This is a genomic window from Phytohabitans rumicis, assembly GCF_011764445.1.
Lineage (GTDB): Bacteria > Actinomycetota > Actinomycetes > Mycobacteriales > Micromonosporaceae > Phytohabitans > Phytohabitans rumicis.
The window spans coordinates 4,521,878-4,546,566 of the sequence record NZ_BLPG01000001.1 but is presented as its reverse complement, the minus strand read 5'-3'; the positions used below and the strand labels follow the sequence as shown (position 1 = coordinate 4,546,566).

The window sequence follows — 24,689 nt, the reverse complement described above, 5'->3', positions numbered from 1 at the left end:
TGATCCGCGCGGAGGGCGCGAGGACCGCGCGAGGGCCGCGCGGAGGGGCGACGGCCGCGCGAGGGCCGCGCGGAGGCGCGACGGTGTGGGGCAGCGTTCTTCGGGGCGCTACCTGCGTTTCACCTGGCGTATCGGGGGTGGCGGTAGCTTCCGCGCTGGACCTGACCATCCGGCGATCGGACCCAACGCATGCAGGTGGAGCGCGGCCAACGGCGCCGCAGGGATCCCCTCTGGGCCCGTATCACCGTCGTCGCCGGAGCCGTGCTGATGATGTTGAGCGGCACCGCGATCGTCGGCGTCCGGGTGGTGATCGGCAGCGCCACGTCGAACATCGAGACCACCAACCTCCTCGGCGGCGAGGCGGCGGCCGCCCAGCGGCCCGGCGGCAACAACATCAAGGGCGCGGTCAACCTGCTGCTGGTCGGCATCGACGCCCGACCCAGGGGCAGTTCCGAGACCAGCGTGCTGGCCGACACGATCATCGTGCTGCACATCCCGGCCAGCCACGACCAGGCGTACCTGGTCTCCATCCCGCGGGACTGGCGGGTGGACATCCCGGCGTACGACAAGATCGGCTTCTCCGGCGCCACCGATAAGATCAACGCCGCCTTCTCGTACGGCTATCAGGGTGGCGGTACCGAACTGGAGAAGCGTGCTCGGGGCTTCAGCCTGCTCGCCCACACGATCAACAAGTTGACCGGGATCACGTTCAACGGCGCCGCGATCATCGACTTCGGCGGCTTCGAGGCGGTCGTCAAGGAGCTCGGCGGCGTGAACATGTGCGTCGACGAACGGGCCGAGTCGATCCACCTGGGCATCGACAAGAAGGGCAAGATCTACAAGCTCTGGTACAAGGAGGGCGTGGGCATCCAGGACCTGCCGGCCGGCGCGAAGCCGGTGGTCCACGAGAAGGGCTGCCGCCGGATGTCCGCCCAGCTCGCGCTCGACTACGCCCGGATCCGCAAGAGCCTGTCGGACGGCGACTACGGCCGGCAGCGCCACCAGCAGCAGCTGATCAAGGCGATCGCCAAGGAGGCGACCAGCAAGGGCGTGATCACCAACCCGCTCAAGCTGAACAACGTGATCAAGGCGGCGGGCAAAGCGTTCATCCTGGACACCCAGGGCATACCGGTCGAGGACTTCATCTTCACGCTGCGTGGCGTGGCCGCCAACGACCTGGTGTTGATCAAGACCAATGCCGGCGACTTCAACACGGTGACCCTGGGCGGGGTGGAGTACCAGCAGCTCAATGCCGAGTCGATCCAGATGCTGGCCGCCGTACGGGACGGCACGCTGAGCGACTTCCTGCTCAGCCATCCGCAGTACGTCGCCAAGGCGTAGCCGAGTACGCCCCGATTTGCGGCGAACCATCCATCGGAAGACACGAATCTGAAACCAAGGAGAACTCGCGGGAACGGGACGGTGTCCGTACAGTGGGCTAGCCCCCTGTTGCCTGCCTGGAGTCGAGCATGCCGGTACAGACCCCCCGACGCCCGTCGTCGCTGAGTCAGGCCGCCGCATCCACTCCCGTCAAGCCCCCACCAAGAAGTCCTCCTCGGCCGCCGCACCCACCCCCAGGGGCAGGCGCAAGGATCCGCTCTGGGCGCGGCTGATGATCGTCTTCGGTGCGGTGGTCATGATGGCGAGCGGTGGGGCCATCGTCGGCAGCAAGGCCCTGATCGGGCAGGTCACCGGCAACATCGAGACCGACAACCTGGTCGGCGGTGCCGGCAAGACCGACGCCGAGGGCGGCAAGAGCCTGGACGGGCCCATCGACCTGCTGCTGCTCGGCGTGGATACCCGGGTCGGCAAGGACGTCACCGACACCCGGGCCGACACGATCATCATCCTGCACATCCCGGCCAGCCACGACCAGGCGTACCTGATCTCGATCCCGCGGGACACCGAGGTGCAGGTGCCGGCGTTCCCGAAGAGCAGGTACCCGGGCGGCACGGCCAAGGCCACCGAGGCGTTCTTCCACGGCGTGCAAAACGGCGGCGGTCTCGCCGGCGGCGCGCAGCTCATGGCGCAGACGATCCGAAACCTCACCGGGATCAGCTTCGACGGCGCCGCGATCATCAACTTCTACGGCTTCCGGGACGTGATCGACGCCCTCGGCACGGTCCGCATGTGCGTGGACCAAGAGGTCAAGTCGCACCACATGATGTACGTCGACGGCAAGCCCGAGTGGAACGCGATCGCCAAGAAGATGAGCGGCAAGAAGGAGCCGATCGTCTACAAGCCCGGCTGCCGCGAGATGAAGGGCTGGGAGGCGCTCGACTACTCCCGCCAGCGGTACGGCTTGAAGAACGGCGACTACGACCGCCAGCGCCACCAGCAGCAGCTCATCAAGGCCATGGCGAAGAAGGCGGTGGACAGCGGGATGACCAACCCGCTGAAGATCAAGGCACTCGTCAAGGCGGCCGGCAAGGCGTTCATCCTCGACACCGGCGGGGCGAGCGTGGCCGACTTCCTCTTCACCATGCGCGGGGTGGCCGCCAACGACCTCGTGCTGCTGCGCACCAACAACGGCACGTTCAGCAGCAACAGCGCGGGCAAAGAGGTGCTGAACCCGGTCAGCGTCGACATGTTCCAGGCGGTCAAGAAGGACACCCTGGGTCAGTTCGTGCTGGACAACCCGACCATTCTCGCGAACGAGAAATAAAGCCGCAATTCGGACCGTACGCTGGCGGAAAGTAGCAGCCCAGCCGGTCCGGGAGGCGAGACGGACACACCACCGCAGCCAGCCACGTCGCCACCTGCTCAGGAACGGCGTCCCGCCCCGCGCTGGGCGAAGCTCGCCATCGGCGTGGGCTTGGTGCTCCTGCTGTTGGCCGGGGCGGGCGGGGTCGGCCTCCAGGTGATCGTCGAGCGGTACCAGCGGGCGGTCTCCCAGGAACGGCTGCTGGACGAGGCGGCCCGGCGCAACCGGAGCACGGTGAGCGGGCCGCTCAACTATCTGATCATCGGCTCGGACCTGCGGGCGGCCAACCCCGCGGGCGGCCAGCGGGCGGACACCATCGTGATCGCCCACATCCCGGCCGGGCTGGACCAGGCGTACCTGATCTCGGTGCCGCGCGACCTCCAGGTGGAGATCCCCGGCTACGGCACCGACAAGATCAATGCGGCCTACCAGTTCGGCCGGGCCCAGTTGCTCTCCGCCACGTTGACCAGGCTCATCGGCGTGCCGTTCGACGGCGCCGCGATCATCGACTTTTCCGGGTTTCGGCACGTCATCGACCTGCTCGGCGGGGTGACGATCTGCGTGGACCACCAGACCCGCTCGATCCACACCGGGCGGCTCTTCACCGTGGGCTGCCAGACGATGTCCGGGGCCATGGCGCTCGACTACGCCCGGCAGCGCTACGACCTGCCGGCCGGCGACTACGACCGGCAGCGCCACCATCAGCAGATCCTCAAGGCGATCATGACCAAGGCGACGGACGCCGGGATGGTGACCAACCCCCTCAAGCTGGACGGACTCATCCGCGCAGTCGGATCCTCGCTGACCGTCGACACCAACGACGTACCCCTGGAAGATCTGATCTTCGCGCTGCGCGGCCTGCGGGCCGACGGCCTGGTGGGGGTCCAGATCCCCTCGCATCCCGACATGATCAACGGCACCTCGTACGCGGTGCTGGACGATCCGGCCGATGGGCTCTTCGCGGCGATCTCGCGCGCGGACCTCGCGGGCTGGGCCGCCGCCAACCCGCGGTGGATCAACAATCTCTAGTTACAGTTACCAACGTGTTCGGACCTCACATTCCTACGGTGACCACCACCGAGATTCCCGACGGTGCTTTCCTGCTCGACGTCCGTGAGCCGGACGAATGGTCCGCCGGCCACGCGCCCGGCGCCCACCACGTGCCGATGATGGACGTTCCGGCCCGCCTCTCCGAGGTGCCCTCCGAGGGCGACATCGTCGTGGTGTGCCGCTCCGGCGGACGCTCCGGCCAGGTCGTGGCCTATTTGCTCGGCAACGGGTGGGACAACGTCAGCAACCTCGACGGCGGCATGCAGGACTGGGCGGCGTCCGGCCGCGAACTGGTCAGTGAGGACGGGCAGCCGGCCCGCGTCCTGTAGGTGGGCGCCCACACCCTCGTCTTCGCGCACCGGGGCTCGTCCGCCGCGCTGCCGGAGCACACCCTCGCGGCGTACCTCCGGGCCCTCGACGAAGGCGTCGACGGGCTGGAGTGCGACGTCCGGCTGACCCGCGACGGCCACCTGGTCTGCGTCCACGACCGGCGGCTGGAGCGCACCAGCAACGGCCGCGGGCTGGTCAGCGCGTACACCCTCGCCGAGCTGGAGCGGCTGGACTTCGGCTCCTGGCACGAGAGCGTGAACGGCGACGACCCGCCCGACCCCGACCGCACCCGGCTGCTCACGCTCGACCGCCTGCTCACCGCCGTCCGGGCGGCGGACCGCGACGTACGGCTGCTGATCGAGACGAAGCACCCCGCCAAGCAGGGCCCGGAGGTTGAGCGCCGGCTGGTCGCGCTGCTGCGCCAGCACGGGCTCGCCACACCCTCGCCCGACCAGCGGGTACGCGTGACCGTCATGTCCTTCTCCGCGCTCGCGGTCCGGCGGGTGCGCGCGCTGGCCCCCGAGCTGCCCACCGTGCTGCTGCTGGAGGTGCTGCCGCCCGGCCTGCTCCGGCGCGGGCGGCTGCCGTTCGGCGCGCACGTCGCGGGGCCGGGGATCGACCTGGTCCGGGCCCGCCCGCAGCTCGTGCCGCACCTGCGCGAGGCCGGCCACCCCGTGTACGTCTGGACCGTCAACGAGACCGCCGACCTGGACCTGATCGAGGCGTACGGCGTGGAGGGCATCATCACCGACCGACCCCGGATGGTCCTGGACCACCTGGGCCGGTAGGACGAATCCACGCGACAGCGTGGAAGCGCACCAATAGCGAAGTGGGAGTCCCACAGGGCAGACTCTGGGCATGCCGGAGCGTCCCGACTATGCCGCTCTCATCGCCGGACAGGCCCTTGTCATCGAGATGACCAATTCCGGCCAGTCCGGCCTGCCGGTGCTCACCCGGCTGCTGGCGCTGGGGCAGCGGGCGCTGCGGGCCGACGGGATGGCGTTCGTCGAGTTCGGCCCGGCCGGGGGTCGGATCATCGCGGCCAACGGCGCCACCGACTGGGCGCTGGGCCGGCCGGTCGACACGTCCGACCCGGCGATCGCGCGGCTGCTCGCCGGCCCGCGCACCCAGGCTCTCCCGGTCGACGCCCTCGACATCGGCCTCGCCCAGCAGCTTCGCGGGCGCGGGCTGCGGGGCATGCTCTACGCGCGCACCGAGATCCGCGGGCTGCTGATCGGCAGCCTGCACGCGTACTTCGCCGACACCGGCGACGAGCCCGACGCCGAGCACCACGCGCTCATGGCGTACCTGGCGACCTGCATCGCCCACATGTACGGCGACCAGGCGGGCCTGCCCGTGCACGGCGACGGCCCGGTGATCGCCGCGCTGGCCGACGGGCTGGCGGTCGTCGACCGCGACCTGGCCGTCCGGCTGTGGAACCCGGCCGCCGAGCAGGTCACCGGCCTGTCCTCGGCCAAGATGCTGGGCCAGCCGCTGCCCTTTCCGGTGCCCCCGCCCGGCCAGGTGCTCGACCACCGCACCCGCGACGGCCGCTGGCTGAAGATCACCGCGGGCGAGCTGCCGGGCGCGTTCGAGTCGCAGGTCGTCACGTTCCGCGACACGACCGACCAGTACCGGCGCGATCACGACCGCGACCTCTTCGTCGCGGTCACCAGCCACGAGCTCCGCACGCCGGTCACCGTCATCAAGGGGTACGCGGACACGCTGTGCAACCACTGGGACTCGCTTTCCGAGCCCGACCGGCGGGAGGCGGCGCGCGTCATCGGGCTGCGCGCCGGTGAGCTCGCCCGGCTGGTCGACCGGCTGCTGTCCGCCGCCAACGACGGGGGTCAGGTGGGCGGCGCCCCGCCAATGCCGTTTGACCTGGTGGAGGCGCTGCGGTCGGCGGTGGCCGCGCTCCCGGCGGACCTGCGCCGGCGGCTGTCCATCCAGTTGCCCGACGACCTGCCGAAGGCGCTCGGCGACCGGGCGAGTATGGCGACGGTGCTGACCGAGTTGGCCACTAATGCCGAAAAGTACTCAAACCCGGACTCTTTCGTCGAGGTGACGGCTGAGGTCGACGAGAGAACTGTCGTATTTCGGGTTAGCGACCGGGGCATTGGGGTACGTCCCGAGCACGTTGAGCGCGCTTTCGACCGATTTTGGCAGGGCGAGCAAGGTGATCGGAGGAGGTATCCAGGGACCGGTTTGGGCCTCTATCTCGTTAGAAGGATCGTCGAGCGACAAAACGGATGGGTTTCCCTTCGTCCACGCGAAGGGGGCGGTACGGTCGCAGAGGTGCGACTCCCGCGCGGCTAGCTCAGGCAGGAGGCGCGATCGTGTCGATGGCACTAGCCGAACGAGCGTGGTGCGTAGTCATCCCGCACCATCCCCGCGGTGCCCGGATCGCGCGCCAGCGCCTCACCTCCGAGCTCGGCGACACGGTCCATCCGGCGCTGCTCGCTGACGCGGTCGCGGTGCTGGCCGAGCTGGTCGGCAACGCCGTACGGCACGCCGAGCCACTCCCCGGGGGCGTGATCCGGGTGGCGTGGCGGCTGCGGCCCGGCTCATCCGGCACCGACGGCGACGTCATCGAGGTCCGCGTGACCGACGGTGGAGCGGACAACCCGCCCCGGATCCGCACGATCCCGACCGACGCGCTCGACGGGCGCGGCCTGAGCATCGTGGCGGCGCTGTCCGACCGGTGGGGCGTGGAGCGCGACGGCCTCGGCCAGAGCGTCTGGGCGGAGTTGTCCGGCGCGCTCGACCTCGAACGGCGGGAAAGTCCGTGATCCACCGCGCCGTTGGCCCCACGCCGGGCGCATAACGCCTATTCTGGACCGCCGTGAGGGAGCAGCGCCTCAGCGAGTGATCCAGGAGACCCCGTGAGTAAGCGTCGTAAGCACACCCGGTCCGCCACCGACGCGGCACCCAAGCGCCAGAAGCTGCGGGACATCTTCGTACCCCGGCCGTTTGAGGGTCTCGCCGACGAGCCGGAGTGGATCGCGCTGCGCGAGCTGGTCCCGGCCGCCTCCGCTCCCCTGCACCTGACCCCGAGCTGGTCGAGAAGCACGGCGACCGGCCGATCACCCTGGCCACCGTCCTGCCCATGGCCTGGCCGGCGATGACCAAGCCGGACGGCCGGATCTTCGTCGGACTTCAGCGGCACGTGCAGTCCGGGGACGTCTCGCGCGACCTGGCGGTGGCGATCCTCTCCGCGCTCCAGACCGAGCCCGGCGGCACGGTCGCGGTGCCGGCGCTGCCCGGCGAGGGCCCGCGGCTGCAGGACATCCTGGTCGACGGTGTGCTCGACATCACGATGCACGACACGTTCGAGTTCTGGCTGGACGCCGACGCGGCCGATGACCCGAACGTGAAGGCGTCCCTGGAGCGGGCCAACGCCTCCATCTACCCGACCGTACGGCTCGCGTCGGCGCGGGCCGCGTACTGGTGCCGCGTGCCCGAGAAGAGCCACGTGCGCTGGGTGCTGCCGGACGACGAGGACGCCGCCCTGAACGCGCTGTCCCGGCTCGGCGCGGCTGGCGAGCTGCTCCTGGGCGAGGGCACGAAGTTCGCCGGCATGTTCCGCGCGCACGGCCGGCTGGTGCCGGTGTGGGACATCCCCCGCGAGCCGGAGGCCGCCGAGTGGGAGGCCGCCGTGGCCGACTTCGCCAAGCGCTACACCGACGCCCTCGCCGACGAGTCCCCATTGGACGGCCCCGCCCGCCGCGCCAAGCAGGGCCTGCTGGGCCGCCAACTCACGCTGCGTTGAGGGGAGCCCGGACCAGCGGGCAGGACATGCACCTGGGGCCACCCCGGCCGGAGCCCAGCTCGGAGCCGGGGATCGGGATGACCTCGATGCCGGAGCGTTCCAGCCGGGCGTTGGTCTCGACGTTGCGCTCGTAGGCGACGCAGAGCCTGGGCTCGATGGCGAGCGTGTTGTTGCCGTCGTCCCACTGCTCGCGCTCGGCGGTGACCGGGTCCAGGCCGGTGTCGATGACCCGCAGCGAATCCAGGTCCATCGCGTCCGCCGCCGCCCGCAGGAACGGCGCCGGACCGTCCACCTGCGGCTCCCCGTCGTCGCCGGCGATCACCGTGTACGCCACGAGCGCGTCCGCCACGTTCGGGTACATCAGGACGGCGTCCACGTCGACCATCGTCACGATGGTGTCCAGGTGCATCGTGGCCCGCTCCTGGGCGATCGGGACCACCAGGATGGTGTGCGCAAGCCCTTCGCCGAACACTCGCCGCGCCAGGCGTTCGGCCCCTGCGGGCGTGGTCCGCTCCCCCACCCCCACCGCGATCACGCCGGGCGCCAGCAGCAAGACGTCGCCGCCCTCGACCGGCTCCAGCGACGGCTCGTACACCAGCGCCGTGCCGGCGAACCGCGGATGATGCCGGTAGATCGCGTGCAACAGGCTGGTCTCCCGCTGCCGGGCAGGCATCGCGAGACTGGTCACCACGGCCCGGTCCCGGACCCACACCGACGAATCGCGGGTGAACAGCAGGTTGGGCAGCGGGTCGATGATGAAGTCGTGCTGGTCCATCAGCGCGTAGACCAACCCTCCGGTACGCCCGCGCAGCTCCTCGTGCGCCAGCCCGGCGGTGAGCACATCGGACAGTCCAACCGGGTCGAGGTACGTCAGGTGGTCGGCCACCCGACGGCGCAGCGTGTCGCCCAGCCGCAGGTCGGCGAGCACCAGCGCGGTCAGCTCGGCGCGCGCCTCGTCGATCGCCAGGGTCTCGGCGAGCAGGGCGCTGAGGTAGAGCACCTCCACGCCGCGCCCGCGTAGGGCGCCCGCGAAGGCGTCGTGTTCCTCCTGGGCCCGCCCCACCCACGGGATCGCATCGAAGAGCAGCGAATCGTTGTTGCGCGGCGTCAGCCGGGCCAGCTCGGGACCCGGGCGGTGCAGGAGGACTGTGACGAGTCTGCCAACCTCGCTATCCACGTAATGGGCCACAATGGGCAGCGTAGGTCAGTCGGGTAGCGCTATCTGACAAAAGAGGCGGGTCGTGAATGCGGCATTCATCCCCACTCACTCCCCGTCACTCCTTCTTCCGTACCCGTCTAACCACGTACGGTAGTGGAACCACAACTTCGAGAGACCTTTTGCCGGAGGTCCGCGATGACCGTCTTCCCCGCGCGTCGAGCTGTCCCCCGCAGCGGGCGCTCCCCCGTCCCCAATGTCGACCATCACCCCGTTCTCGAAGCGGTTCGACCCACCCCGCTGGAGTGGGCCCGTCGGCGGCGCGCCGAGCGGGACGCCAAGCGGGTAGAAGCCGCCGGAAACCGCGCGCTCACCCGCCTGGACCACCTCGGCCCGGCGTGGCACGTGGTGGACTGGCCGCGCACCGAGGTGCCCGCCGCTCCCTGGCTCGACATCGACGGCCGCGCCCGTGACGAGCGCGCCGGGTTCCTGGCGATCGGCCCGAGCGGCCTCTTCGCGGTGACGGTCGCCGACCATGGCCGGGCCCGCGTCATGATCGCTGGCGACGTCGTGCAGATCAACGGCAAGCGCCCCGGCTACTTCGCCGAGGCCCGCCGCGACGCCAAGCGCGCGAGCAAGGCACTCTCCGCGGCGGTCGGCATGGCTGTGCCGGTCACGCCGGTGCTGACCTTCGTCGGATCCGGCCAGATCAGCGTGTACGGGCTGCCGAAGGACTGTCTCGTCGCCACCCACCGGGAGCTCGACCGCCTGCTCGTGGCCGGCGGCCAGCGCATCAGTCCCGCCACGGCGGAAAAGCTGTCCCAGGTTGCCCGCCACCCGGCTACTTGGCTCAACGCTCCGTACCGGTCCTCGGCCGACTACCGGTGGTACGAGGACGGCCGAACGGCCGCTGACAAGCGGAGTGCCCGCCGGTAGCGTGCCAGCCAGCCGTTCCGGACAAACCCGCCGGATGGACCGGGGTCGGCGATCGGCGCCAAAACCGGTTAGCGTAGCGGTGGGCCGGCGGACTGTATTGGAGGCGCGGGTGGCGCACGTCGAACTCTCGCTCTCGGAAGCGTTCGTGCCGCAAGCTCGCACGAGCATCGAGCCGGAGTACGGCAGCAGCGTCGAGCTGTGGTCCGCCACCGTCGCGGCGGCCGCGGAGCCCTGCCTGCTGATCGACGCCGACTTCGCGATCGTGGCGGTCTCCGAGTCCGCGTGCCAGCTGCTCGGGCTCGGTAGCCCGGCCGAGGCGACCGGCCGGTCGCTGCTCGACGGGGTGCTGCGCCTGGTCGACTTCACCCAGGCCCGCAGCGAGCTGACCGAGACCGAGATCGAAAAGATTCCGCCGCTGCTGGCGCTCTCCTCCGGCCGGCTGGCGCGCGGTCTGCTGCGGGTGCCCGCGGGCGGCACGCCCGAGGCGGCCACGGTGGACGCCATCGCCACGCCGATCTCCGACGAGGGCACGGTCTCGGGTTCGCTCACCTTCTTCTGCGAGGTGTGAGTCGGTCGTGGACTGACGGCTCCGTCCGCCTAGGATTGAGTCGCCTGTCGTAACGACCCTGACCTATGCCCGAGGAGTCGCGTGCCTGCCCACGCCCGCGTCCCTTTGCGTACGGCGGCCGCCGTGCTCGCCTGCGCCGCCCTGGCCACCGGGTGTGGCGTGCCCCCGGAGCTGCGCGATCCACCGGGGAGCGTGGTGCCGTCGCCGCAGAGTGGCCCGTCCACGGCCCCGCCGGCGGTCGTCCCCTCCATGCCGCCCACGCTCGGGCCAACCCCGAGCCGCACGTTCGGCGAGGCGCAGGCGGTCGCATGCGACGGCACGCCCAGCGGCACTCAGGTGATCTCGCTGCTGCGCAATACCTCCGGGCTGCTCCCGTCCGGCGCCACCGCGACCGTGCGCGCCGACACGCCACTGTGCGCCGGCACGTGGCAGTACAGCGTGGTGACCGTGAACGGGCGGGATCCGTTGGCCGTGGTGACGAAGGGCTCCCCCGGCGCGCTGACCCTCGTCACGGCCGGCACCAACGTCTGCAACATCCCGGTGCGCACGAGCGCGCCCGCCGGCATCCGCGAGGTGGCCTGCGAGTCCGGCCCCGCCCCGGAACGGTTTAACCTGATCACATGCCCGGAGTTCCACCCACCCGCTTCGTCTTCCTCGGTCCCGAGGCGACCTTCACCGAGCAGGCGCTGCGGACGATCCCCGCAGCCGAGCGCGGCATCCGTACGCCCATGCGGAGCGTCCCGGAGGCCCTCGACGCGGTCCGTGGCGGCGACGCCGACGCCGCCCTCGTACCCCTGGAGAACTCGATCGGCGGCGCGGTGGGCGTCACGCTCGACGAGATGATCGACGGGGCGCCGCTGGTGATCACCCGCGAGGTGGTGATCCCGGTGGAGTTCGTGCTCGGCACCCGCGCCGGGGTTTCGCTGGACCGGATCCAGACGGTGGCGGCCCACCCGCAGGCATCCACCCAGTGCCGCGGCTGGCTCCAGGCCCACCTCCCGGCCGCGACGGTCGTCGACGTGCTCTCCAACTCGACGGCCGCCATCGCGGCAGCCGAGGGCGAGTACGACGCCGCGATCTGCGCCCCCATCGGCGCGACCCGGTACAAGTTGTCGGTGCTGGCTGACAAGATCGCCGACCATTCGGACGCGGTCACCCGGTTCGTACTGGTGACCCGCCCGGGGCCGCCCCCCGAGCCGACCGGCGACGACGTCACATCGCTGGCGGTCTTCATCTCACACGACCGGGTCGGCGCCCTGCTCGCCGTCCTCATGGAGCTGGCCGTACGCGGGGTCAACCTCACCCGCATCGAGTCCCGGCCCACCGGGGAGCAGCTGGGCCGGTACGCGTTCTTCCTGGACTGCTCCGGGCACGTGGCCGACGGCCGGCTCGGCGAGGCGCTCCAGGGTCTGCGCCGGGTCTGCGCCGAGGTGCGCTTCCTCGGCTCGTACCCGAGGCACCGCTGGGCGACGGAGTCCGACCGGCCGGTCCCCGCGCCGGCCGGACTCTCCGATGTGGACTACGCGGACGCCGCCGCGTGGCTGGCCCGCCTCCGGGCCGGCGACCTGGCCTGAGCTCAGCCGCCGAGGAGGCTGCCCAGGCCGCCGCTCTGCTGCTGCTGGCCGCTGCCCTGCACGGGCGGCTCCTCCGAGGGCTGGACCACCACGAAGCCCTGCCCCGCGAAGCTCATCGTGAACGCCTCGCCGGTACGCCGCCCGAGCAGCGTGCCGAGGCCCAACTGCTCGGCCCGGTGGTAGCCGGTCTGCAGGTTGGCCGACCAGCAGACCGCCGCCTGCGGGTCGACGAACGTGGGCTGGTCGACGTTCAGCACGACCGGGGTGCCCTTGGTGGTGACCGCGATCCGCCCCTGGCCCGTGAACACGCAGTTGAACAGGCCGGCCGAGGAGAGCATCCCCATGCCCTGGACCATCTTGATGTCGTACTGGAGGGTCGAGTCGAACGCCAGCACGCTGGAACCGTTGATCGACAGGGCGTCGCCGGGCTCCAGGTCGATCAGGTGCACGTCCGAGGCGAGGTCCGCGAGAAACACATCGCCGCGGCCCGCCATCTTCATCAGGGGTACGCCCTCGCCGGTCAGCTTCTGCTTGAGAAACTTGCCGATCCCACCCGAACCGAGGGCCTGGAACTGCACCTGCCCCTGGTAGGCGACCATGGCGCCGGTACGGGCCATGCACTCGCCGTTGAGCTCTATCTTCAGCATCTTCGAGTTCTGCAGCCGCATTCCGGGCTGGGCGGACTCCTTCTCGAGGTTCTCTGCCGAGAACAGCGCGCTACGCATGCCCAGGAGGGTAGGAGGGCAAGGCAAGGTCAGCCCCAGCCGAGCTCGTGCAGCCGCTCGTCGTCGATGCCGAAGTGGTGGGCGATCTCGTGGACGACCGTGATCGCGACCTCGTCCACCACGTCGTCCTCGGTATCGCAGACGCGCAGCGTGGGATTGCGGAAGATGGTGATCCGGTCGGGCAGCACGCCACCGTAGTCCCAGCCGCGGCGGGTGAGCGCGTACCCCTCGTACACGCCGAGCAGGTGCGGGTCGCCGCGCGGAGGGTCGTCCTCGACCAGGATCACAACGTTGCTCATGAGGCCGAGCAGCTCTTCGGGCACCTCGTCGAGCGCCTCGCTGACCAGTTCCTCGAACCGTTCCCGGCTCATCTCAACGGGCACCCAGCCATTGTGCCCGATGGGTTAGGAAGGGCCCCTGCTATGCAGAAAGCGTGAACAGGGTGCCCTTCCTTGCACCTCAGGCCAGGCGGGCGGTCAGGGTGATCTCGGCGCCGGGGGCGAGCAGCCGGGAGATCGGGCAGTTCGCCTTGGCGTTCTCCGCCATCTTGACGAACTCGGCCTCATCGACGCCCGGCACCGAACCGACGGTCTCAAGGTCGATCCGGGTCACGGTCTGACCGGCGTCGGTCTTCTCCAGGTGCACGTTGGCCGTGGTGTCCACGGACTCCGGGGTGTAGCCGGAGTCGGCGATGACCTTGGAGAGGAACATCGAGAAGCAGCCGGCGTGCGCGGCGCCGATGAGCTCCTCGGGGTTGGTGCCCTCGCCCTCTTCGAAACGGGACTTGAACGAGTAGTTCCCCTCGAGCCCACCCTTGCCAGTGCGGATCGTGCCGGAACCCTCGGTGAGGTTGCCCTGCCACAGGGCAGTCGCGGTGCGGATAGCCATATGCGCGACGCTAGCCCAAACCGCAGCGCGATGCGACGATCCCCGTCATGACCCGGAGGTTGGCCACGGTGGGCGGCGGCGTGCTGGTGGCGGCCGGGTTCGTGCTCGCCTTGCTGGCGCTCGCCATACCGTGGGCGCGCTACCGGCTGGCCGTCGACGTACCCGCGGGCGAAGCCGCCCTCGACGAGTCCGGCGGCATCGCGGTGTTCCAGCTGGAGCGCGGCTGGTGGTACGTGCTCGCGCTCTTCGCGCTGCTCGGCCTCGTGGCGGGCGCCGCGACCGCCACCGGCGGCGCGGCCCGCGGCGCCGCGGTGGCCGGCCTCGCCGTCGGCGTGACCGGCATGCTGGTCGCCAACCTCCTCAGCAACCACGTCGTCGGGGCGTCGGTCGACACCATCACCAGCGGGCTCGCGATGATCGACGTCCGCGCCACGCGCGGTCCCGGCATCGGGTACGGAGTGGCCGCGCCCATCGTTTTGGCCCTGGGTGGTGCCCTTTTGTCAGTCCGCACCCAACGTTTTTGACGCCTATCCTGGGTGGGGAGCAGCCCAGGAGGTGCGCGATGCAGGTTATCGAGCTGCCGGTGACCGTCGAGTGGACACCGGAGATGCTGGAGAGACTCCCTCGCGACTATCGCTACCAGGTGAGTGAAGGGAACCTGATCGTGTCGGCTGCGGCGATGCGCCCATGGCATGGAGACGCCCAGTTTCGTATCACACACCTGCTCCGGTCCACCGGACTGGAGGCATATCCAGAGTGCGGCGTCGTGATCGGGCGGGGTGAGATCTACGACTGCGACGTTGGCGTATTCCGCGATCGCCCCGCAGGGAACGTCGCATACCACCCGGCGCGCGAGTTCGAGCTGGTCATCGAGGTCGTCTCGCCCGACTCACGGCGCGCAGATCGGGTCGTCAAGCCGCAGCAATACGCCGCCGGTGGCATCCCCGAGTTCTGGCGTGTCGAGGAGACCGACGACGGAGAGGCGATCGTCCATCAGCACCGGCTGGTCCGGGAGTCGGGAGCTGGGCGCTATGTCGAGACGCGGGTGGTCATGTTGAGCACGCTCGAGAAGGAAGCCGGCGCGTCATGACGCAGGTCGTCGAGGAAGAGGCGGAGGTCGTCGAGTTCGGCGACAAGGAGCCGCGCAGCCGCCGCGCCGTGCTCACCCAGGCCCTCGCCGGCGTACGGCGGGACAAGCGGCTGGTGCCGGTGCTCGCCGGGCTGGGGCGGTCGCCGTCTTCGCCTCGATGATCGGCGAGTGGCAGATCACCACGATGACCGAGGAGGGGATCTTCACGCCCGACTCGACCGGCCAGCCCATCGCCACCGGCGTCGCCGACCTGGGCGCCTGGTCGGCGGCGTACCTCGTGGGGATCTTCGGCCTGGTCGGCTGCCTCGGGCTGGTGCTGTTCGGGCGGCCCACGGTGCGCGATCACGCCCGGGTGCTGGGCCTCACCACGACCGGCGTCCTGGCGGCCATCCTCGTCGCGATCGCCATCGACATCGACGACCGCAGCGTGGTCTTCGGCCCGATGACCTTCGGCGGGGCGGTGCCGTACGAGGTGGAGTACGGCCGCGGGCTCACGACGGCGTTCATCGGCGTGGTGTTCCTCGGCGTGGCCCTGTTCATCTCCGGCCGCCTCATGCCGGCGCCCCCGCCGGCGCAACCGTCCCCGGAAGCGGCGCCGGAGAAGGCCGACGAGGAGCCGGCCGAGCAGGCGGACTGGCCCTGGCGGCGACCGCGCCAGGCGCGGGAGGCCCACGACCCCGAGGCCGACCTCCCGCCGCCCATCGATCTCACGGTCGCGCCGACCCCGCCCTTCGTGCCGCTGCCCGACGGAAAAACCGATAGTTGAGTCGCCTAGGCTTTATGTCGTGATTGACCTCCGCCTGTTACGCGAAGACCCGGACGTCGTACGTGCCAGCCAGCGGACTCGTGGCGAGTCCGAGTCGCTGGTCGACGACCTGCTGCGCGCCGAGGAAGGCCGGCGGTCCGCGGTGCAGGCGTTCGAGGCGGTGCGGGCCGAGCAGAAGGCGCTCGGCAAGCGGGTATCCCAGGCCACCGGCGACGAGAAGGCCGCGCTGCTGGCGCGTACCAAGGAATTGTCGGCGGAGGTGAAGGCGGCCGAAGCGGCCGCCACCCAGGCCGAGCAGGTCCTGCGCCAGGCGCACCTGGCCGTGCCCAACGTGGTGGAGGCCGGCGCGCCGCCCGGCGGCGAGGACGACTTCGTGGTGCTGCGTGAGGTCGGTCAGAAGCCCGACCTGGCCGAGCCGCGCGACCACCTGGTGATCGGTGAGGCGCTGCGGGCGATCGACATGGAGCGCGGCGCGAAGGTGTCGGGCAGCCGGTTCTACTTCCTGACCGGCGTCGGTGCGCTGCTGGAGATGGGGCTGTTGCAGCTGGCGATCGCGCAGGCGGTCGAGTACGGCCTCACGCCGGTCATCCCGCCCGTGCTGCTGAAGCCGGAGTCGATGGAGGGCACCGGCTTCCTGGGCGCGCACGCCAGCGAGATCTACCGGCTGGAGGCCGACGACCTCTTCCTGGTCGGCACCAGCGAGGCGGCGCTGGCGGCGTACCACGCGGGCGAGATCCTCGACCTGGACCAGCCGATCCGGTACGCCGGTTCGTCGTCCTGCTTCCGCCGGGAGGCGGGCTCGCACGGCAAGGACGTGCGGGGCATCATGCGGGTGCACCAGTTCAACAAGGTGGAGATGTTCTCGTTCTGCCGGCCCGAGGAGGCGCACGCCGAGCACCTGCGCCTGCTGGCCTGGGAGGAGGAGATGCTCGCCAAGGTCGAGGTGCCCTACCGGGTGATCGACACGGCGGCCGGCGACCTGGGGTCGAGCGCGGCCCGCAAGTACGACTGCGAGGCGTGGGTGCCGTCGCAGGGCCGCTACCGCGAGGTCACCTCCACCTCGAACTGCACCACGTTCCAGGCCCGCCGCCTGGGCATCCGCTACCGCGACGCGGACGGCAAGACGCAGACGGCGGCGACGCTCAACGGCACCCTCGCGACGACGCGGTGGCTGATCCCGATCCTGGAAAACCACCAGCAGCCGGACGGCTCGGTGCGGGTGCCCAAGGCGCTCCAGCCCTACCTGGGCGGCCGGGACGTGTTAGAGCCAGCGTGACCTAGGCGTCGCACAGAAGTCATGGTTGCGTAGCGTTCGGTGAGGTACGGTTGCTCCCCCGCCGTCACCGGGGCGGATGCCCCGCCTCGTGGCGGCCGGGTGAGGAGGGACCATGCCGCGCCCGGGACTGCCCAAGCTGATCGCGACCGACCTCGACGGGACGCTGGTACGCAGCGACGACACCGTGTCGGACTTCACCCATGAGGTGCTCGACCGGGTACGCGCTGCCGGCATCCCGATCGTCGGCGCGACCGGGCGCGGGCCGCGGCTGGTCGAGCTCACCCGAAACGACATCCGGGCGGCCGACTACCTCGTGATGGCCGGCGGCGGCCGGGTGGTCGACCAGACCGACCCGGCCGGGCCGGTGGTGCTGCGCGACGAGCGGCTGGCCGGCCAGGTGCTGGCCCGGCTGCTGGCCGACCTGGAGGCGAACGTCGGGCCGCTGACCGTCATGGTGGAGGCGCTGGACGCGCCGGACGCGCCGCTGTGGGGCGACCACGACCCGGCCTGGCGCTACCCGGACCGGTTCGAGGCCCGGCCCCGCGCCGACTGCCTCACCGGCGACGTGATCAAGGCGTTCGCGCGTACGGCGGACCACGACGTGGACACGCTGCTGGCCGCCGCGCGCCGGATCGTGCCGCCGGACCTGGCGTCGGTGACCCAGGCCGGGCTCGGGTTCGTGGAGATCTGCCCGCCCGGCGTGGACAAGGCCACCGGGCTCGCCGTGGTGGCGGGCGCGCTCGGCGTCGACCCGGCCGAGGTGCTGGTCTTCGGTGACATGCCGAACGACATCCCGATGTTCGAGTGGGCCGGGTGGGGCCGGGTCGCGGTGTCCAACGCGCACCCGACCGTGCGGCTGCTCGCCGACGAGGTCACCTTGCGCAACGACGACGACGGCGTAGCGGTCTACCTCGATCGACTACTGTCGCGGTGATGGGAGCAGCACTGCCACGCCTGGTCGCCACCGATCTCGACGGCACACTCGTGCGGCAGGACCGCTCACTCAGCCCGCGCACCGTCGACGTACTGCACCGGATACCCGCGGAGGTCGTCCTGGTGACCGGCCGCCCGGTCCGCTGGCTGAGTCAGGTGTACGACCAGCTGCGCGCGCCGCTGCCGGCCGTCTGCGTCAACGGTGCCGTCGTGTACGACCCGCACGCCGACCGGGTCCTCCGGGCCGACCCGCTGGCCCCGGACCTGCTCGTCGAGGTGGCCCGCCGGCTGCGGGAAACCGTGCCCGACGCGGTCTTCGCGGTCGAGGTCGAGGACGGGCGCGCGCTGCGGCACGACGTCAAGTGGCCGGTCCTGTGGGACGCGGGTGACGCGTCGATCCGGGCCTTCACGTCGCCGGACGAGCTGGGGTCGGTGCCGGCGGTGAAGCTGCTGATCCGGGCCGGCAAGCGGGACCCGGACGTCTTCACCCGGCTGGTGGCGGAGGCGCTCGGCGGGTTGGCGGAGGCGACGCACTCGTCGTACTCCGGGCTGGTGGAGATCTCCGCCGCGGGGGTGACCAAGGCGGCGGGGCTGGCCTGGTTCTGCGCGGAACGCGGGATCGAGCCGGCCGAGGTGGTGGCGTTCGGCGACATGCCCAACGACGTACCCATGCTGACGTGGGCCGGGCGGGCGGTGGCGGTGGCCAACGCGCACCCGGCCGTACGCGAGATCGCGGACGACGTCACGCTGTCCAACGACGATGACGGCGTCGCCGCGTACCTGGAAAAGCTCTACGAGCTCTGATTAGAGGTACTGGCCGGTCTTGCCCTGGCCCTCGGTGGCCTGTCCGGGCTGGATCTGCATCCCGGGGACGAGGCCCCCGCCCGGGGCCATCGGCAGCGCCGGCCGGCCGGTGCGCATCTGCTCCAGCTGCATCCGGGCCGCCATCTGCTGGGCCACCAGCGCCGCCTGGATGCCGTGGAAGAGCCCTTCCAGCCAGCCGACGAGCTGGGCCTGGGCGACCCGCAGCTCGCCCTCGCTGGGCGTCGTGCCCTCCTCGAACGGCAGCGACAGCCGCTCCAGCTCGTCGCGTAGCTCGGGGGCTAGACCGTCCTCCAGCTCGATGATCGACCGCTGGTGGATCTCGCGGAGCCGGGTGCGGCTCGCCTCGTCAAGCGGCGCGGCGCGCACCTCCTCCAGCAGCTGCTTGATCATGCTGCCGATGCGCATCACCTTCGCCGGCTGCTCGACCAGGCGCGACGGGTCTTCGGCGTCGATCTGCAGGTCGGTCTCGACGGTGCCGACCGGACGTCCGTCCGGACCGACCACCACGACGGTGCCCGGACGGACGCCGGGCTCTTCCGGGTTGCGGTGTGCTTCGGTCATGCCGTCCATCTTCGCTCAGCACCCCTGCCACCCGCGCGCCGGTACGCGGGATAGCGTCACTCGCATGTCCCCCGACCCCGTGGTGTCCTGAATCGCCCGGCGCCGCCACCGGACGCCACCATTCGCTACGGCGACCACCCCGACCAGGTCGCGGACGTACGGTTTCCGGCGCGTACCCCGGACGCTCCGGCGCGACCGGTGGTGATCGTGCTGCACGGCGGATTCTGGCGATCCGAGTGGGATCGGTCACACACCGGCCCGCTCGCCGCCGAGCTGGCCGCGAGCGGCTACCCGGTGATCCAGTTGGAGTACCGGCGGACCGGGCAGCCGGGCGGTGGCTGGCCGGGCACCTTCGCCGACATCGTGTCCGGGATCACGACCGTGCCCCGGCTGCTGAGCCTCGACTCAACCCCGCCGATCCTGCTCGGCCACTCGGCCGGCGGCCAGTTGGCGCTGTGGTACTCGATGGCGGGTCCGGCGCCGGTGCTCGGCGTAGTGGCGCTGGCCCCGGTCGCCGACCTCGCCGAGGCGTACCGGCTGGATCTGGATGGTGGCGCGGTGGCCGCGCTTCTCGGCGGCGGCCCGCGCGAGGTGCCGGACCGGTACGCGGAGGCCGACCCCTCCGGGCGGACTCCCCGAGGTACACGGAGCGTGATCATCCACGGTGTGATCGATCGACAGGTTCCGGTCGAGCTGAGCCGCCGGTACGCGTCGGTCGCCCGCGCCGCCGGAGCCGACGTCACACTGGTTGAGCTGCCCGACGTGGAGCATTTTTCCCTTATCGACCCGCAATCGGGAGCCTGGCCGGTGGTGACGAGCGCATTGCAATCGCTGCACCGCTGATCACCTGATATTGACGCAGCGTCGCGAACCGGGTAGACAGCCGGATGGGTCGCGATCCGGCCTGCAAGGGAACCGTGGGAGGAAAGACCGTGTCGCCATTAGATCGCCGGCAGGCGCTCAAGCTCTTCGCCGCCCTGGGTGCGGCGGGGTTCGCTGCCGCATGCGCCACGGACGACGACGCCGACGCTGATCCGCAGCTCAGCGACGAGCCCGTGAAGATCGGCCTGGTGGCCCCGCAGACCGGGTCGCTGAAGGTGGTCGGCGACGACATCGTCAACGGGTTCCAGCTCTACCTTGCGCTGAACCAGAACCGCCTCGGCGGGCACCCGGTCGAGTTGGTGACCGCGGACGAGGGCGGCGACGACAAGTCCGCCAAGGCGGCCATCGACTCGCTGCTGCAGCAGGGCGTGCTGGCGCTCACCGGCGTGGCCAACTCGACGGCGCTGGGGGCCGTGCGCGACACCATCGAAGGCGCCAAGGTGCCGCTGATCGCGTCGAACGGCGTACCGAGCAGCCTGCAGGGCGTGCTCTACATCTGGTCCGCCTCGTTCGTCGACAGCGACCCGAGCCAGGCGCTCGGCAGCTACCTGACCGGCGTGATGCCCTCCGGCGACCGGCTCACCGTCATCGCGCCGAACAGCGAGACCGGGCAGGACGCGGTGGACACGTTCCGGCAGGCGTTCGGCCCGACCGACAGCCGGCTGACCGAGACGCTCTGGACCCAGCCGTCGGCCACCGCGAGCAAGAACTTCTTCCAGGCGACGCTGGCCCAGGTGGACACGCTCAAGCCCGACGCGGTGTACGCGTTCTACTCCGGCCCGGTCGCGGTCGAGTTCGTGAAGCAGTTCCGCGCGCGCGGCCTCGACGCGAAGATCTACGCGCCCGGGTTCTTCACCGACGGCACGGTCCTGACCGAGATGGGCGACGAGGCCGAGGGCATCTTCACCGCGATGAACTACTCGTCGGACCTCAACAACGCGGCCAACCGGCTCTTCGCCACGGCGTACCGCCGGGAGCACGACGTCGCGCCCTCGGCGTCCGCCATGGCCTCGTACGACTCGGCGCAGGTGCTCGACCGGGCCATCCGGCTCGCCGGCGGCCGGCCCACCCCGCAGCAGGTCAACCTGATGCTCGGCCGGGTCGGTCAGATCGACAGCCCGCGCGGCACCTGGCAGTTCAACCAGCCACGTACGCCGCAGCAGAAGTGGTACCTGCGCGAGGTGCGGCAGGACGGCCAGGTGCTGTCGAACGTGCTGCTGAGCGAGCTGGCGACGCTGGGTTAGGGGCGCAGCTCCGCCACGCAGCACTTCACGCTGCCGCCGCCCTTCTTCAGCTCGGACAGCTCGACCAGCACGGGTACGTAACCGGCGTCCGCCAGCTTCTGCGCCATGCCGGTGGCCTCGCTGTTGAGGACGACATGCCGCCCGTCGCTGACCAGGTTGAGCCCGAAGGCGTGCGCGTCGGCGTCGTCGGCGGTTACCGCGTCCGGGAAGAGCTGGCGCAGCACCCGCTGCGACGGCTCGGAGAAGGCCGCCGGGTAGTAGGCGATCGCGCCGTCGTCGAGGGCGGCGAGCGCGGTGTCCAGGTGGTAGAAGCGCGGTTCGACCAGCCGCAGCGAGACCACCGGCCGGCCCAGCACGTCCTGCGCCTCGGCGTGCGCCGCCACCTCGGTACGGAAGCCGTACCCGGCCAGCACCAGGCCGCCGTACGCGTCGGGCAGGAACGCGAAGTCGCCCTCGCCCTCGTTGGTCTGCGCCGGCGCCACGTACGTCCAGCCGTTGGACTCGTAGAACGCCCGGTGCGCGATCGCCTCGGCGGTGCGCTGCGGATGCTTGAAGCGCGCGCCGTACGCCGTGCCGTCGACCATGAACGCGCCGTTGGCCGCGTAAACCATGTCGGGCAGGTTCGCCTCGGGGGTCAGCACGTGAACGGTGTGGCCGAGCCCGGTCAGCGTCTCCCGAAGCCGCTCCCACTGCTTGAGCGCAAGCTCGGTGTCGACCGGCGTGGCGGTGTCCATCCACGGGTTGATCGCGTACGCCACCTCGTAGTACTCCGGTGGGCACATGAGATATGTCCGGTTTCGCGGCATGCGGTGCTGGGTCACGCACAAAGAGTAGGTACGCTGCATGATCGGTGACAGCCGAAATTGTTGCGTCGGAGAGGGGGAACGTTGCAGATCGACGACGTAGACCAGCGAATCATTGCGTCATTGGTGGCAGACGCCCGCGCTTCGTACGCGGAGATCGGCGCCCGTGTCTCCCTCTCCGCGCCGGCGGTCAAGCGCAGGGTCGACCGGCTGCGCTCGGCCGGCGTGATCCGGGGATTCACGGCCGTCATCGACCCGGCCGCGGTCGGCTGGACCACCGAGGCGTTCGTGGAGCTCTTCTGCGCCGGGCGCACCACACCGGCCCAGATCGGGGCCGCGGTGCGGCGCCTCCCCGAAGTGATCGGCGCGTACACCGTCTCCGGCGAGGCCGACGCGCTGGTCCACCTCCGCGCGGCCGACATCGCCCACCTGGAGAACGCCCTCGAACGCCTGCGCAACCAGCCGTTCGTCACCTCCACCCGCAGCGTGATCGTGCTGTCCCGGCTGGTCGACTCCCCCACCGTGGTCGCCGCCCCCGATCCCGTTCTTCCGTGATCAGGGCGTCCTTCAAGTCGCTATGACGACTTGAAGGACGCCCTGATCACGGAAAGAAAAGAGCGGGGAACGGTCGCCGTGCCCGCCGCGTCCAAGCCGGCATGACACCCAGACTCGCGGTGGCCGCGGGCGCACCGCTCGCCCTTCTCGTCGCGCTCTCCGGATGTACATCCAAGCCGGAGCCTGCCCCGCCCCGCGACCCCGGCGTGCCCGTCGGGCAGCAGTTCCGGCTGGTCGCCTTCGACTCGTGCGACGACGCGCTCGGCCGGCTCAAGAAGGCGGCGAAGGAGTACGTCACGCCGTGGGGCTTCGGCGGCGACAACCGCCTCTTCGCGGAGTCGGCCGACGGGGCGCGGGCCGCGACGGGCGGGGCGGCGGACACGGCGAAGGCCGATCGCGACACGGCACAGAGCTTCTCTGGCACCAACACCCACGAGGCCGGCGTCGACGAGCCGGACCTGGTCAAGACCGACGGCCGGCGCATAGTCACGATCAACCAGGGCGTGCTGCACGTGGTCGACCCGGCCAGCCGCAGGGTCACCGGCAAGCTCGACCTGGCGTCCGGCCCGAACGACCCCACCCGCTGGGCCGACTCCAGCCTCCTGCTCAGCGGCGACCACGCGCTGATCCTCGTGCGCGACTACTTCCTCTATGCGGCGGACACCGTACGAAGCAAGGGTCCGCAGAGCACCAGCGCGCGCCTGATCCTCATCGACCTGGCCGGCGCGCCGAAGGTGCTCAGCGAGTACACGATCGACGGCAGCCTGGTGGACGCCCGGCAGGTCGGCGCCACCGCCCGCGTCGTCATCCGCTCCTCGCCACGCCTGGAGTTCCCGTACCGCGAGAAGGGCACGGACGCGCAGCGGCTCGCCGCCAACAAGAAGATCATCGACAAGGCCGGCACCAACGACTGGTTCCCGCACTACACGATCAAGACCGGCGGCAGGACCACCGAAGGCGTGGTCGGCTGCGACCTCTTCTCCCGCCCGACGACGTACTCCGGCACCTCGATGGTCACCGTGCTCAGCTTCGACCTCGGCGCCAACGCCCTCGGCGAGGGCGACCCGGTGGGCGTGGTGGCCGACGGCGACACCGTCTACAGCAACGGCATCAACCTGTACGTCGCCAACGACCAGCGGTGGCGCGTACTGCCGTGGCTGCAGCAGAGGAACGCCGAGCCGAAGCCGGAGGACCAGACCACCGAGATCTACCAGTTCGACACGTCCAAGCCCGGCCGGCCGTCGTACGTGGCCTCCGCCTCGGTACGCGGCTGGCTCGTCAACCAGTACGCGATGTCCGAATGGGACGGTCACCTGCGGGTGGCGACCACCACCGGCCAGACGTGGGGCGACGCACCGAAGTCCGTCTCGACCGTATACGTCCTGCGGGTGGGCGACGGCGCCCTGAAGGAGACCGGACGCGTCACCGGCCTCGGCAAGGGCGAGCGCATCTACGCCGTACGCTTCGCCGGCACGACGGGGTACGTGGTGACCTTCCGCCAGACCGACCCGCTGTACACAGTGGACCTCTCCGACCCGGCGAAGCCCCGGGTGGCCGGCGAGCTGAAGATCACGGGCTACTCGGCGTACCTGCACCCGACCGAGCCCGGACGGGTCATCGGCATCGGCCAGGAAGCCAACAACGAGGGCCGCGCCCAGGGCACCCAGGTCTCCCTCTTCGACGTGTCCAACCTGGACAGTCCGGCCCGGCTGGCCCAGCACCACGTCAAGTACGGCCACTCCGAGGCCGAGTACGACCCGCACGCGTTCCTCTACTGGCCACAGGAACGGCTGCTCGTCGTGCCGCTGACCGTGTACACCGAAAAGACGGACAACAGCGGGGCACTGGTCCTGCGGGTCGGCGAATCGGGCTTCACCGAGCTGGGCAGCGTCTCGCACGCCCCCAAGGAGCCGGGCATGGGCATGATCCGGCGCTCCCTGGTCGTCGGCGACACGCTGTGGACCGTCTCCGACACGGGCATCAAGGCCACCACGATGTCCACCATGGACACCCAAGCCTGGCTGCGCTGGAGCAACTGATGGCCCCACTCG

28 protein-coding genes and 1 pseudogene are annotated in these 24,689 nt (G+C 70.6%); 22 read left to right on the top strand and 7 right to left on the bottom strand.

The window, feature by feature from the left end:
- Nucleotides 1–267 precede the first annotated feature (267 nt).
- The 8 genes and pseudogenes from Prum_RS20360 to Prum_RS20325 all read left to right on the top strand — a co-directional run bounded on the left by Prum_RS20360 (nt 268) and on the right by Prum_RS20325 (nt 7,856).
- A complete protein-coding gene (locus Prum_RS20360; RefSeq protein ID WP_246278594.1) occupies nt 268–1,341 on the top strand; it encodes an LCP family protein in 1,074 nt (357 codons plus the stop codon).
- Between the two features lie 271 nt (nt 1,342–1,612).
- The gene (locus Prum_RS20355; RefSeq protein ID WP_246277992.1) at nt 1,613–2,665 is read left to right on the top strand and encodes an LCP family protein; all 1,053 of its coding nucleotides are present in this window, start codon (nt 1,613–1,615) and stop codon (nt 2,663–2,665) included.
- A gap of 153 nt (nt 2,666–2,818) precedes the next feature.
- Nucleotides 2,819–3,733, top strand: a complete 915-nt coding sequence (locus tag Prum_RS20350) for an LCP family protein (protein ID WP_443094361.1) — start codon at nt 2,819–2,821, stop codon at nt 3,731–3,733.
- 14 nt (nt 3,734–3,747) lie between these two features.
- Nucleotides 3,748–4,083, top strand: coding sequence for a rhodanese-like domain-containing protein (locus Prum_RS20345; RefSeq protein ID WP_173077955.1), 336 nt, complete (start codon nt 3,748–3,750; stop codon nt 4,081–4,083).
- Complete coding sequence (locus tag Prum_RS20340; protein WP_173077954.1) at nt 4,084–4,872, top strand: glycerophosphodiester phosphodiesterase; 789 nt, start codon at nt 4,084–4,086, stop codon at nt 4,870–4,872.
- 70 nt (nt 4,873–4,942) lie between these two features.
- Nucleotides 4,943–6,403 (top strand): sensor histidine kinase, encoded by a 1,461-nt coding sequence (locus Prum_RS20335; protein ID WP_173077953.1) that lies wholly within the window; start codon nt 4,943–4,945, stop codon nt 6,401–6,403.
- A gap of 26 nt (nt 6,404–6,429) precedes the next feature.
- The gene (locus tag Prum_RS20330) at nt 6,430–6,876 is read left to right on the top strand and encodes an ATP-binding protein (protein WP_173083936.1); all 447 of its coding nucleotides are present in this window, start codon (nt 6,430–6,432) and stop codon (nt 6,874–6,876) included.
- A gap of 93 nt (nt 6,877–6,969) precedes the next feature.
- Nucleotides 6,970–7,856: pseudogene (locus Prum_RS20325) on the top strand (DUF5926 family protein).
- Here Prum_RS20325 and Prum_RS20320 read toward each other — a convergent pair.
- Nucleotides 7,843–9,048 carry an arginine deiminase gene (locus Prum_RS20320; RefSeq protein ID WP_173083934.1) on the bottom strand — a complete coding sequence of 402 codons (1,206 nt, stop codon included), beginning with the start codon at nt 9,046–9,048 and terminating at the stop codon, nt 7,843–7,845. The pseudogene Prum_RS20325 and the gene Prum_RS20320 sit on opposite strands and share 14 nt — an antisense overlap.
- 162 nt (nt 9,049–9,210) lie before the next feature.
- On the opposite strand from Prum_RS20320, the gene Prum_RS20315 reads away from it, so the two are divergent.
- Both Prum_RS20315 and Prum_RS20310 read left to right on the top strand, forming a co-directional pair.
- A complete protein-coding gene (locus tag Prum_RS20315; RefSeq protein ID WP_173077952.1) occupies nt 9,211–9,948 on the top strand; it encodes a hypothetical protein in 738 nt (245 codons plus the stop codon).
- 109 nt (nt 9,949–10,057) lie between these two features.
- On the top strand, nt 10,058–10,516 hold the full coding sequence (locus Prum_RS20310) for a PAS domain-containing protein (protein WP_173077951.1): 459 nt from the start codon (nt 10,058–10,060) through the stop codon (nt 10,514–10,516).
- Nucleotides 10,517–10,848: 332 nt separating this feature from the next.
- On the opposite strand, the gene Prum_RS20305 is transcribed toward Prum_RS20310, so the two are convergent.
- Entirely contained in the window at nt 10,849–11,136 is a 288-nt protein-coding gene (locus Prum_RS20305; RefSeq protein ID WP_173077950.1) for a hypothetical protein, read from the bottom strand.
- Between Prum_RS20305 and pheA the strand changes: the two genes are divergently transcribed.
- The gene (pheA, locus tag Prum_RS20300) at nt 11,137–12,090 is read left to right on the top strand and encodes a prephenate dehydratase (RefSeq protein WP_173077949.1); all 954 of its coding nucleotides are present in this window, start codon (nt 11,137–11,139) and stop codon (nt 12,088–12,090) included. It abuts the gene before it with no gap.
- Nucleotides 12,091–12,092: 2 nt separating this feature from the next.
- On the opposite strand, the gene Prum_RS20295 is transcribed toward pheA, so the two are convergent.
- The 3 genes from Prum_RS20295 to Prum_RS20285 form a co-directional block, all read right to left on the bottom strand.
- A complete protein-coding gene (locus Prum_RS20295) occupies nt 12,093–12,815 on the bottom strand; it encodes an AIM24 family protein (protein ID WP_173077948.1) in 723 nt (240 codons plus the stop codon).
- A 29-nt stretch (nt 12,816–12,844) separates the two neighbouring features.
- Nucleotides 12,845–13,186 (bottom strand): metallopeptidase family protein, encoded by a 342-nt coding sequence (locus Prum_RS20290; RefSeq protein WP_173083932.1) that lies wholly within the window; start codon nt 13,184–13,186, stop codon nt 12,845–12,847.
- Between the two features lie 88 nt (nt 13,187–13,274).
- On the bottom strand, nt 13,275–13,703 hold the full coding sequence (locus Prum_RS20285) for an OsmC family protein (protein ID WP_173077947.1): 429 nt from the start codon (nt 13,701–13,703) through the stop codon (nt 13,275–13,277).
- Nucleotides 13,704–13,750: 47 nt separating this feature from the next.
- On the opposite strand from Prum_RS20285, the gene Prum_RS20280 reads away from it, so the two are divergent.
- From Prum_RS20280 to Prum_RS20250, 7 genes are all read left to right on the top strand, one after another.
- Nucleotides 13,751–14,227 (top strand): hypothetical protein, encoded by a 477-nt coding sequence (locus tag Prum_RS20280; RefSeq protein WP_173077946.1) that lies wholly within the window; start codon nt 13,751–13,753, stop codon nt 14,225–14,227.
- 38 nt (nt 14,228–14,265) lie between these two features.
- Nucleotides 14,266–14,793, top strand: coding sequence for a Uma2 family endonuclease (locus tag Prum_RS20275; protein ID WP_173077945.1), 528 nt, complete (start codon nt 14,266–14,268; stop codon nt 14,791–14,793).
- Nucleotides 14,790–14,954, top strand: a complete 165-nt coding sequence (locus Prum_RS20270; protein WP_173077944.1) for a hypothetical protein — start codon at nt 14,790–14,792, stop codon at nt 14,952–14,954. The genes Prum_RS20275 and Prum_RS20270 overlap by 4 nt, the downstream gene beginning before the upstream one ends.
- Nucleotides 14,951–15,559: a hypothetical protein gene (locus Prum_RS20265; RefSeq protein ID WP_173077943.1), complete on the top strand. Its 609-nt coding sequence runs from the start codon at nt 14,951–14,953 to the stop codon at nt 15,557–15,559. The genes Prum_RS20270 and Prum_RS20265 overlap by 4 nt, the downstream gene beginning before the upstream one ends.
- Before the next feature lie 19 nt (nt 15,560–15,578).
- Nucleotides 15,579–16,835, top strand: a complete 1,257-nt coding sequence (serS, locus tag Prum_RS20260) for a serine--tRNA ligase (protein WP_173077942.1) — start codon at nt 15,579–15,581, stop codon at nt 16,833–16,835.
- 112 nt (nt 16,836–16,947) lie between these two features.
- Nucleotides 16,948–17,769 carry an HAD family hydrolase gene (locus Prum_RS20255; RefSeq protein WP_173077941.1) on the top strand — a complete coding sequence of 274 codons (822 nt, stop codon included), beginning with the start codon at nt 16,948–16,950 and terminating at the stop codon, nt 17,767–17,769.
- Complete coding sequence (locus Prum_RS20250; protein ID WP_173077940.1) at nt 17,769–18,572, top strand: HAD family hydrolase; 804 nt, start codon at nt 17,769–17,771, stop codon at nt 18,570–18,572. The genes Prum_RS20255 and Prum_RS20250 overlap by 1 nt, the downstream gene beginning before the upstream one ends.
- On the opposite strand, the gene Prum_RS20245 is transcribed toward Prum_RS20250, so the two are convergent.
- Entirely contained in the window at nt 18,573–19,154 is a 582-nt protein-coding gene (locus Prum_RS20245) for a bacterial proteasome activator family protein (RefSeq protein WP_173077939.1), read from the bottom strand.
- An 87-nt stretch (nt 19,155–19,241) separates the two neighbouring features.
- Between Prum_RS20245 and Prum_RS20240 the strand changes: the two genes are divergently transcribed.
- Nucleotides 19,242–19,997, top strand: coding sequence for an alpha/beta hydrolase family protein (locus Prum_RS20240; RefSeq protein WP_173083930.1), 756 nt, complete (start codon nt 19,242–19,244; stop codon nt 19,995–19,997).
- A gap of 89 nt (nt 19,998–20,086) precedes the next feature.
- Nucleotides 20,087–21,280: an ABC transporter substrate-binding protein gene (locus Prum_RS20235; protein WP_173077938.1), complete on the top strand. Its 1,194-nt coding sequence runs from the start codon at nt 20,087–20,089 to the stop codon at nt 21,278–21,280.
- Here the strand turns inward: Prum_RS20235 and ddaH are convergent.
- The gene (gene ddaH / locus Prum_RS20230) at nt 21,277–22,125 is read right to left on the bottom strand and encodes a dimethylargininase (protein WP_345535441.1); all 849 of its coding nucleotides are present in this window, start codon (nt 22,123–22,125) and stop codon (nt 21,277–21,279) included. The two genes, Prum_RS20235 and ddaH, sit on opposite strands and share 4 nt — an antisense overlap.
- Before the next feature lie 42 nt (nt 22,126–22,167).
- Here ddaH and Prum_RS20225 point away from each other — a divergent pair, with 42 nt between their 5' ends.
- Both Prum_RS20225 and Prum_RS20220 read left to right on the top strand, forming a co-directional pair.
- Nucleotides 22,168–22,638 (top strand): Lrp/AsnC family transcriptional regulator, encoded by a 471-nt coding sequence (locus tag Prum_RS20225; protein WP_173077937.1) that lies wholly within the window; start codon nt 22,168–22,170, stop codon nt 22,636–22,638.
- 101 nt (nt 22,639–22,739) lie between these two features.
- Nucleotides 22,740–24,677, top strand: coding sequence for a beta-propeller domain-containing protein (locus Prum_RS20220; protein WP_173077936.1), 1,938 nt, complete (start codon nt 22,740–22,742; stop codon nt 24,675–24,677).
- The last annotated feature ends 12 nt before the right edge of the window (nt 24,678–24,689 follow it).

What these genes read in the sequence shown, in the direction of transcription:
- Prum_RS20335 (WP_173077953.1), top strand. Translation starts at nt 4,943, where the DNA reads ATGCCGGAGCGTCCCGACTATGCCGCTCTCATCGCCGGACAGGCCCTT.
- pheA (WP_173077949.1), top strand. Translation starts at nt 11,137, where the DNA reads ATGCCCGGAGTTCCACCCACCCGCTTCGTCTTCCTCGGTCCCGAGGCG.
- Prum_RS20220 (WP_173077936.1), top strand. Translation starts at nt 22,740, where the DNA reads ATGACACCCAGACTCGCGGTGGCCGCGGGCGCACCGCTCGCCCTTCTC.
- Prum_RS20245 (WP_173077939.1), bottom strand. Translation starts at nt 19,154, where the DNA reads ATGACCGAAGCACACCGCAACCCGGAAGAGCCCGGCGTCCGTCCGGGC.
- Prum_RS20270 (WP_173077944.1), top strand. Translation starts at nt 14,790, where the DNA reads ATGACGCAGGTCGTCGAGGAAGAGGCGGAGGTCGTCGAGTTCGGCGAC.
- Prum_RS20255 (WP_173077941.1), top strand. Translation starts at nt 16,948, where the DNA reads ATGCCGCGCCCGGGACTGCCCAAGCTGATCGCGACCGACCTCGACGGG.
- Prum_RS20280 (WP_173077946.1), top strand. Translation starts at nt 13,751, where the DNA reads ATGACCCGGAGGTTGGCCACGGTGGGCGGCGGCGTGCTGGTGGCGGCC.
- Prum_RS20265 (WP_173077943.1), top strand. Translation starts at nt 14,951, where the DNA reads ATGATCGGCGAGTGGCAGATCACCACGATGACCGAGGAGGGGATCTTC.
- Prum_RS20330 (WP_173083936.1), top strand. Translation starts at nt 6,430, where the DNA reads ATGGCACTAGCCGAACGAGCGTGGTGCGTAGTCATCCCGCACCATCCC.
- ddaH (WP_345535441.1), bottom strand. Translation starts at nt 22,125, where the DNA reads ATGCAGCGTACCTACTCTTTGTGCGTGACCCAGCACCGCATGCCGCGA.
- Prum_RS20275 (WP_173077945.1), top strand. Translation starts at nt 14,266, where the DNA reads ATGCAGGTTATCGAGCTGCCGGTGACCGTCGAGTGGACACCGGAGATG.
- Prum_RS20285 (WP_173077947.1), bottom strand. Translation starts at nt 13,703, where the DNA reads ATGGCTATCCGCACCGCGACTGCCCTGTGGCAGGGCAACCTCACCGAG.
- Prum_RS20295 (WP_173077948.1), bottom strand. Translation starts at nt 12,815, where the DNA reads ATGCGTAGCGCGCTGTTCTCGGCAGAGAACCTCGAGAAGGAGTCCGCC.
- Prum_RS20315 (WP_173077952.1), top strand. Translation starts at nt 9,211, where the DNA reads ATGACCGTCTTCCCCGCGCGTCGAGCTGTCCCCCGCAGCGGGCGCTCC.
- Prum_RS20250 (WP_173077940.1), top strand. Translation starts at nt 17,769, where the DNA reads ATGGGAGCAGCACTGCCACGCCTGGTCGCCACCGATCTCGACGGCACA.
- Prum_RS20355 (WP_246277992.1), top strand. Translation starts at nt 1,613, where the DNA reads ATGATCGTCTTCGGTGCGGTGGTCATGATGGCGAGCGGTGGGGCCATC.
- Prum_RS20360 (WP_246278594.1), top strand. Translation starts at nt 268, where the DNA reads ATGATGTTGAGCGGCACCGCGATCGTCGGCGTCCGGGTGGTGATCGGC.
- Prum_RS20290 (WP_173083932.1), bottom strand. Translation starts at nt 13,186, where the DNA reads ATGAGCCGGGAACGGTTCGAGGAACTGGTCAGCGAGGCGCTCGACGAG.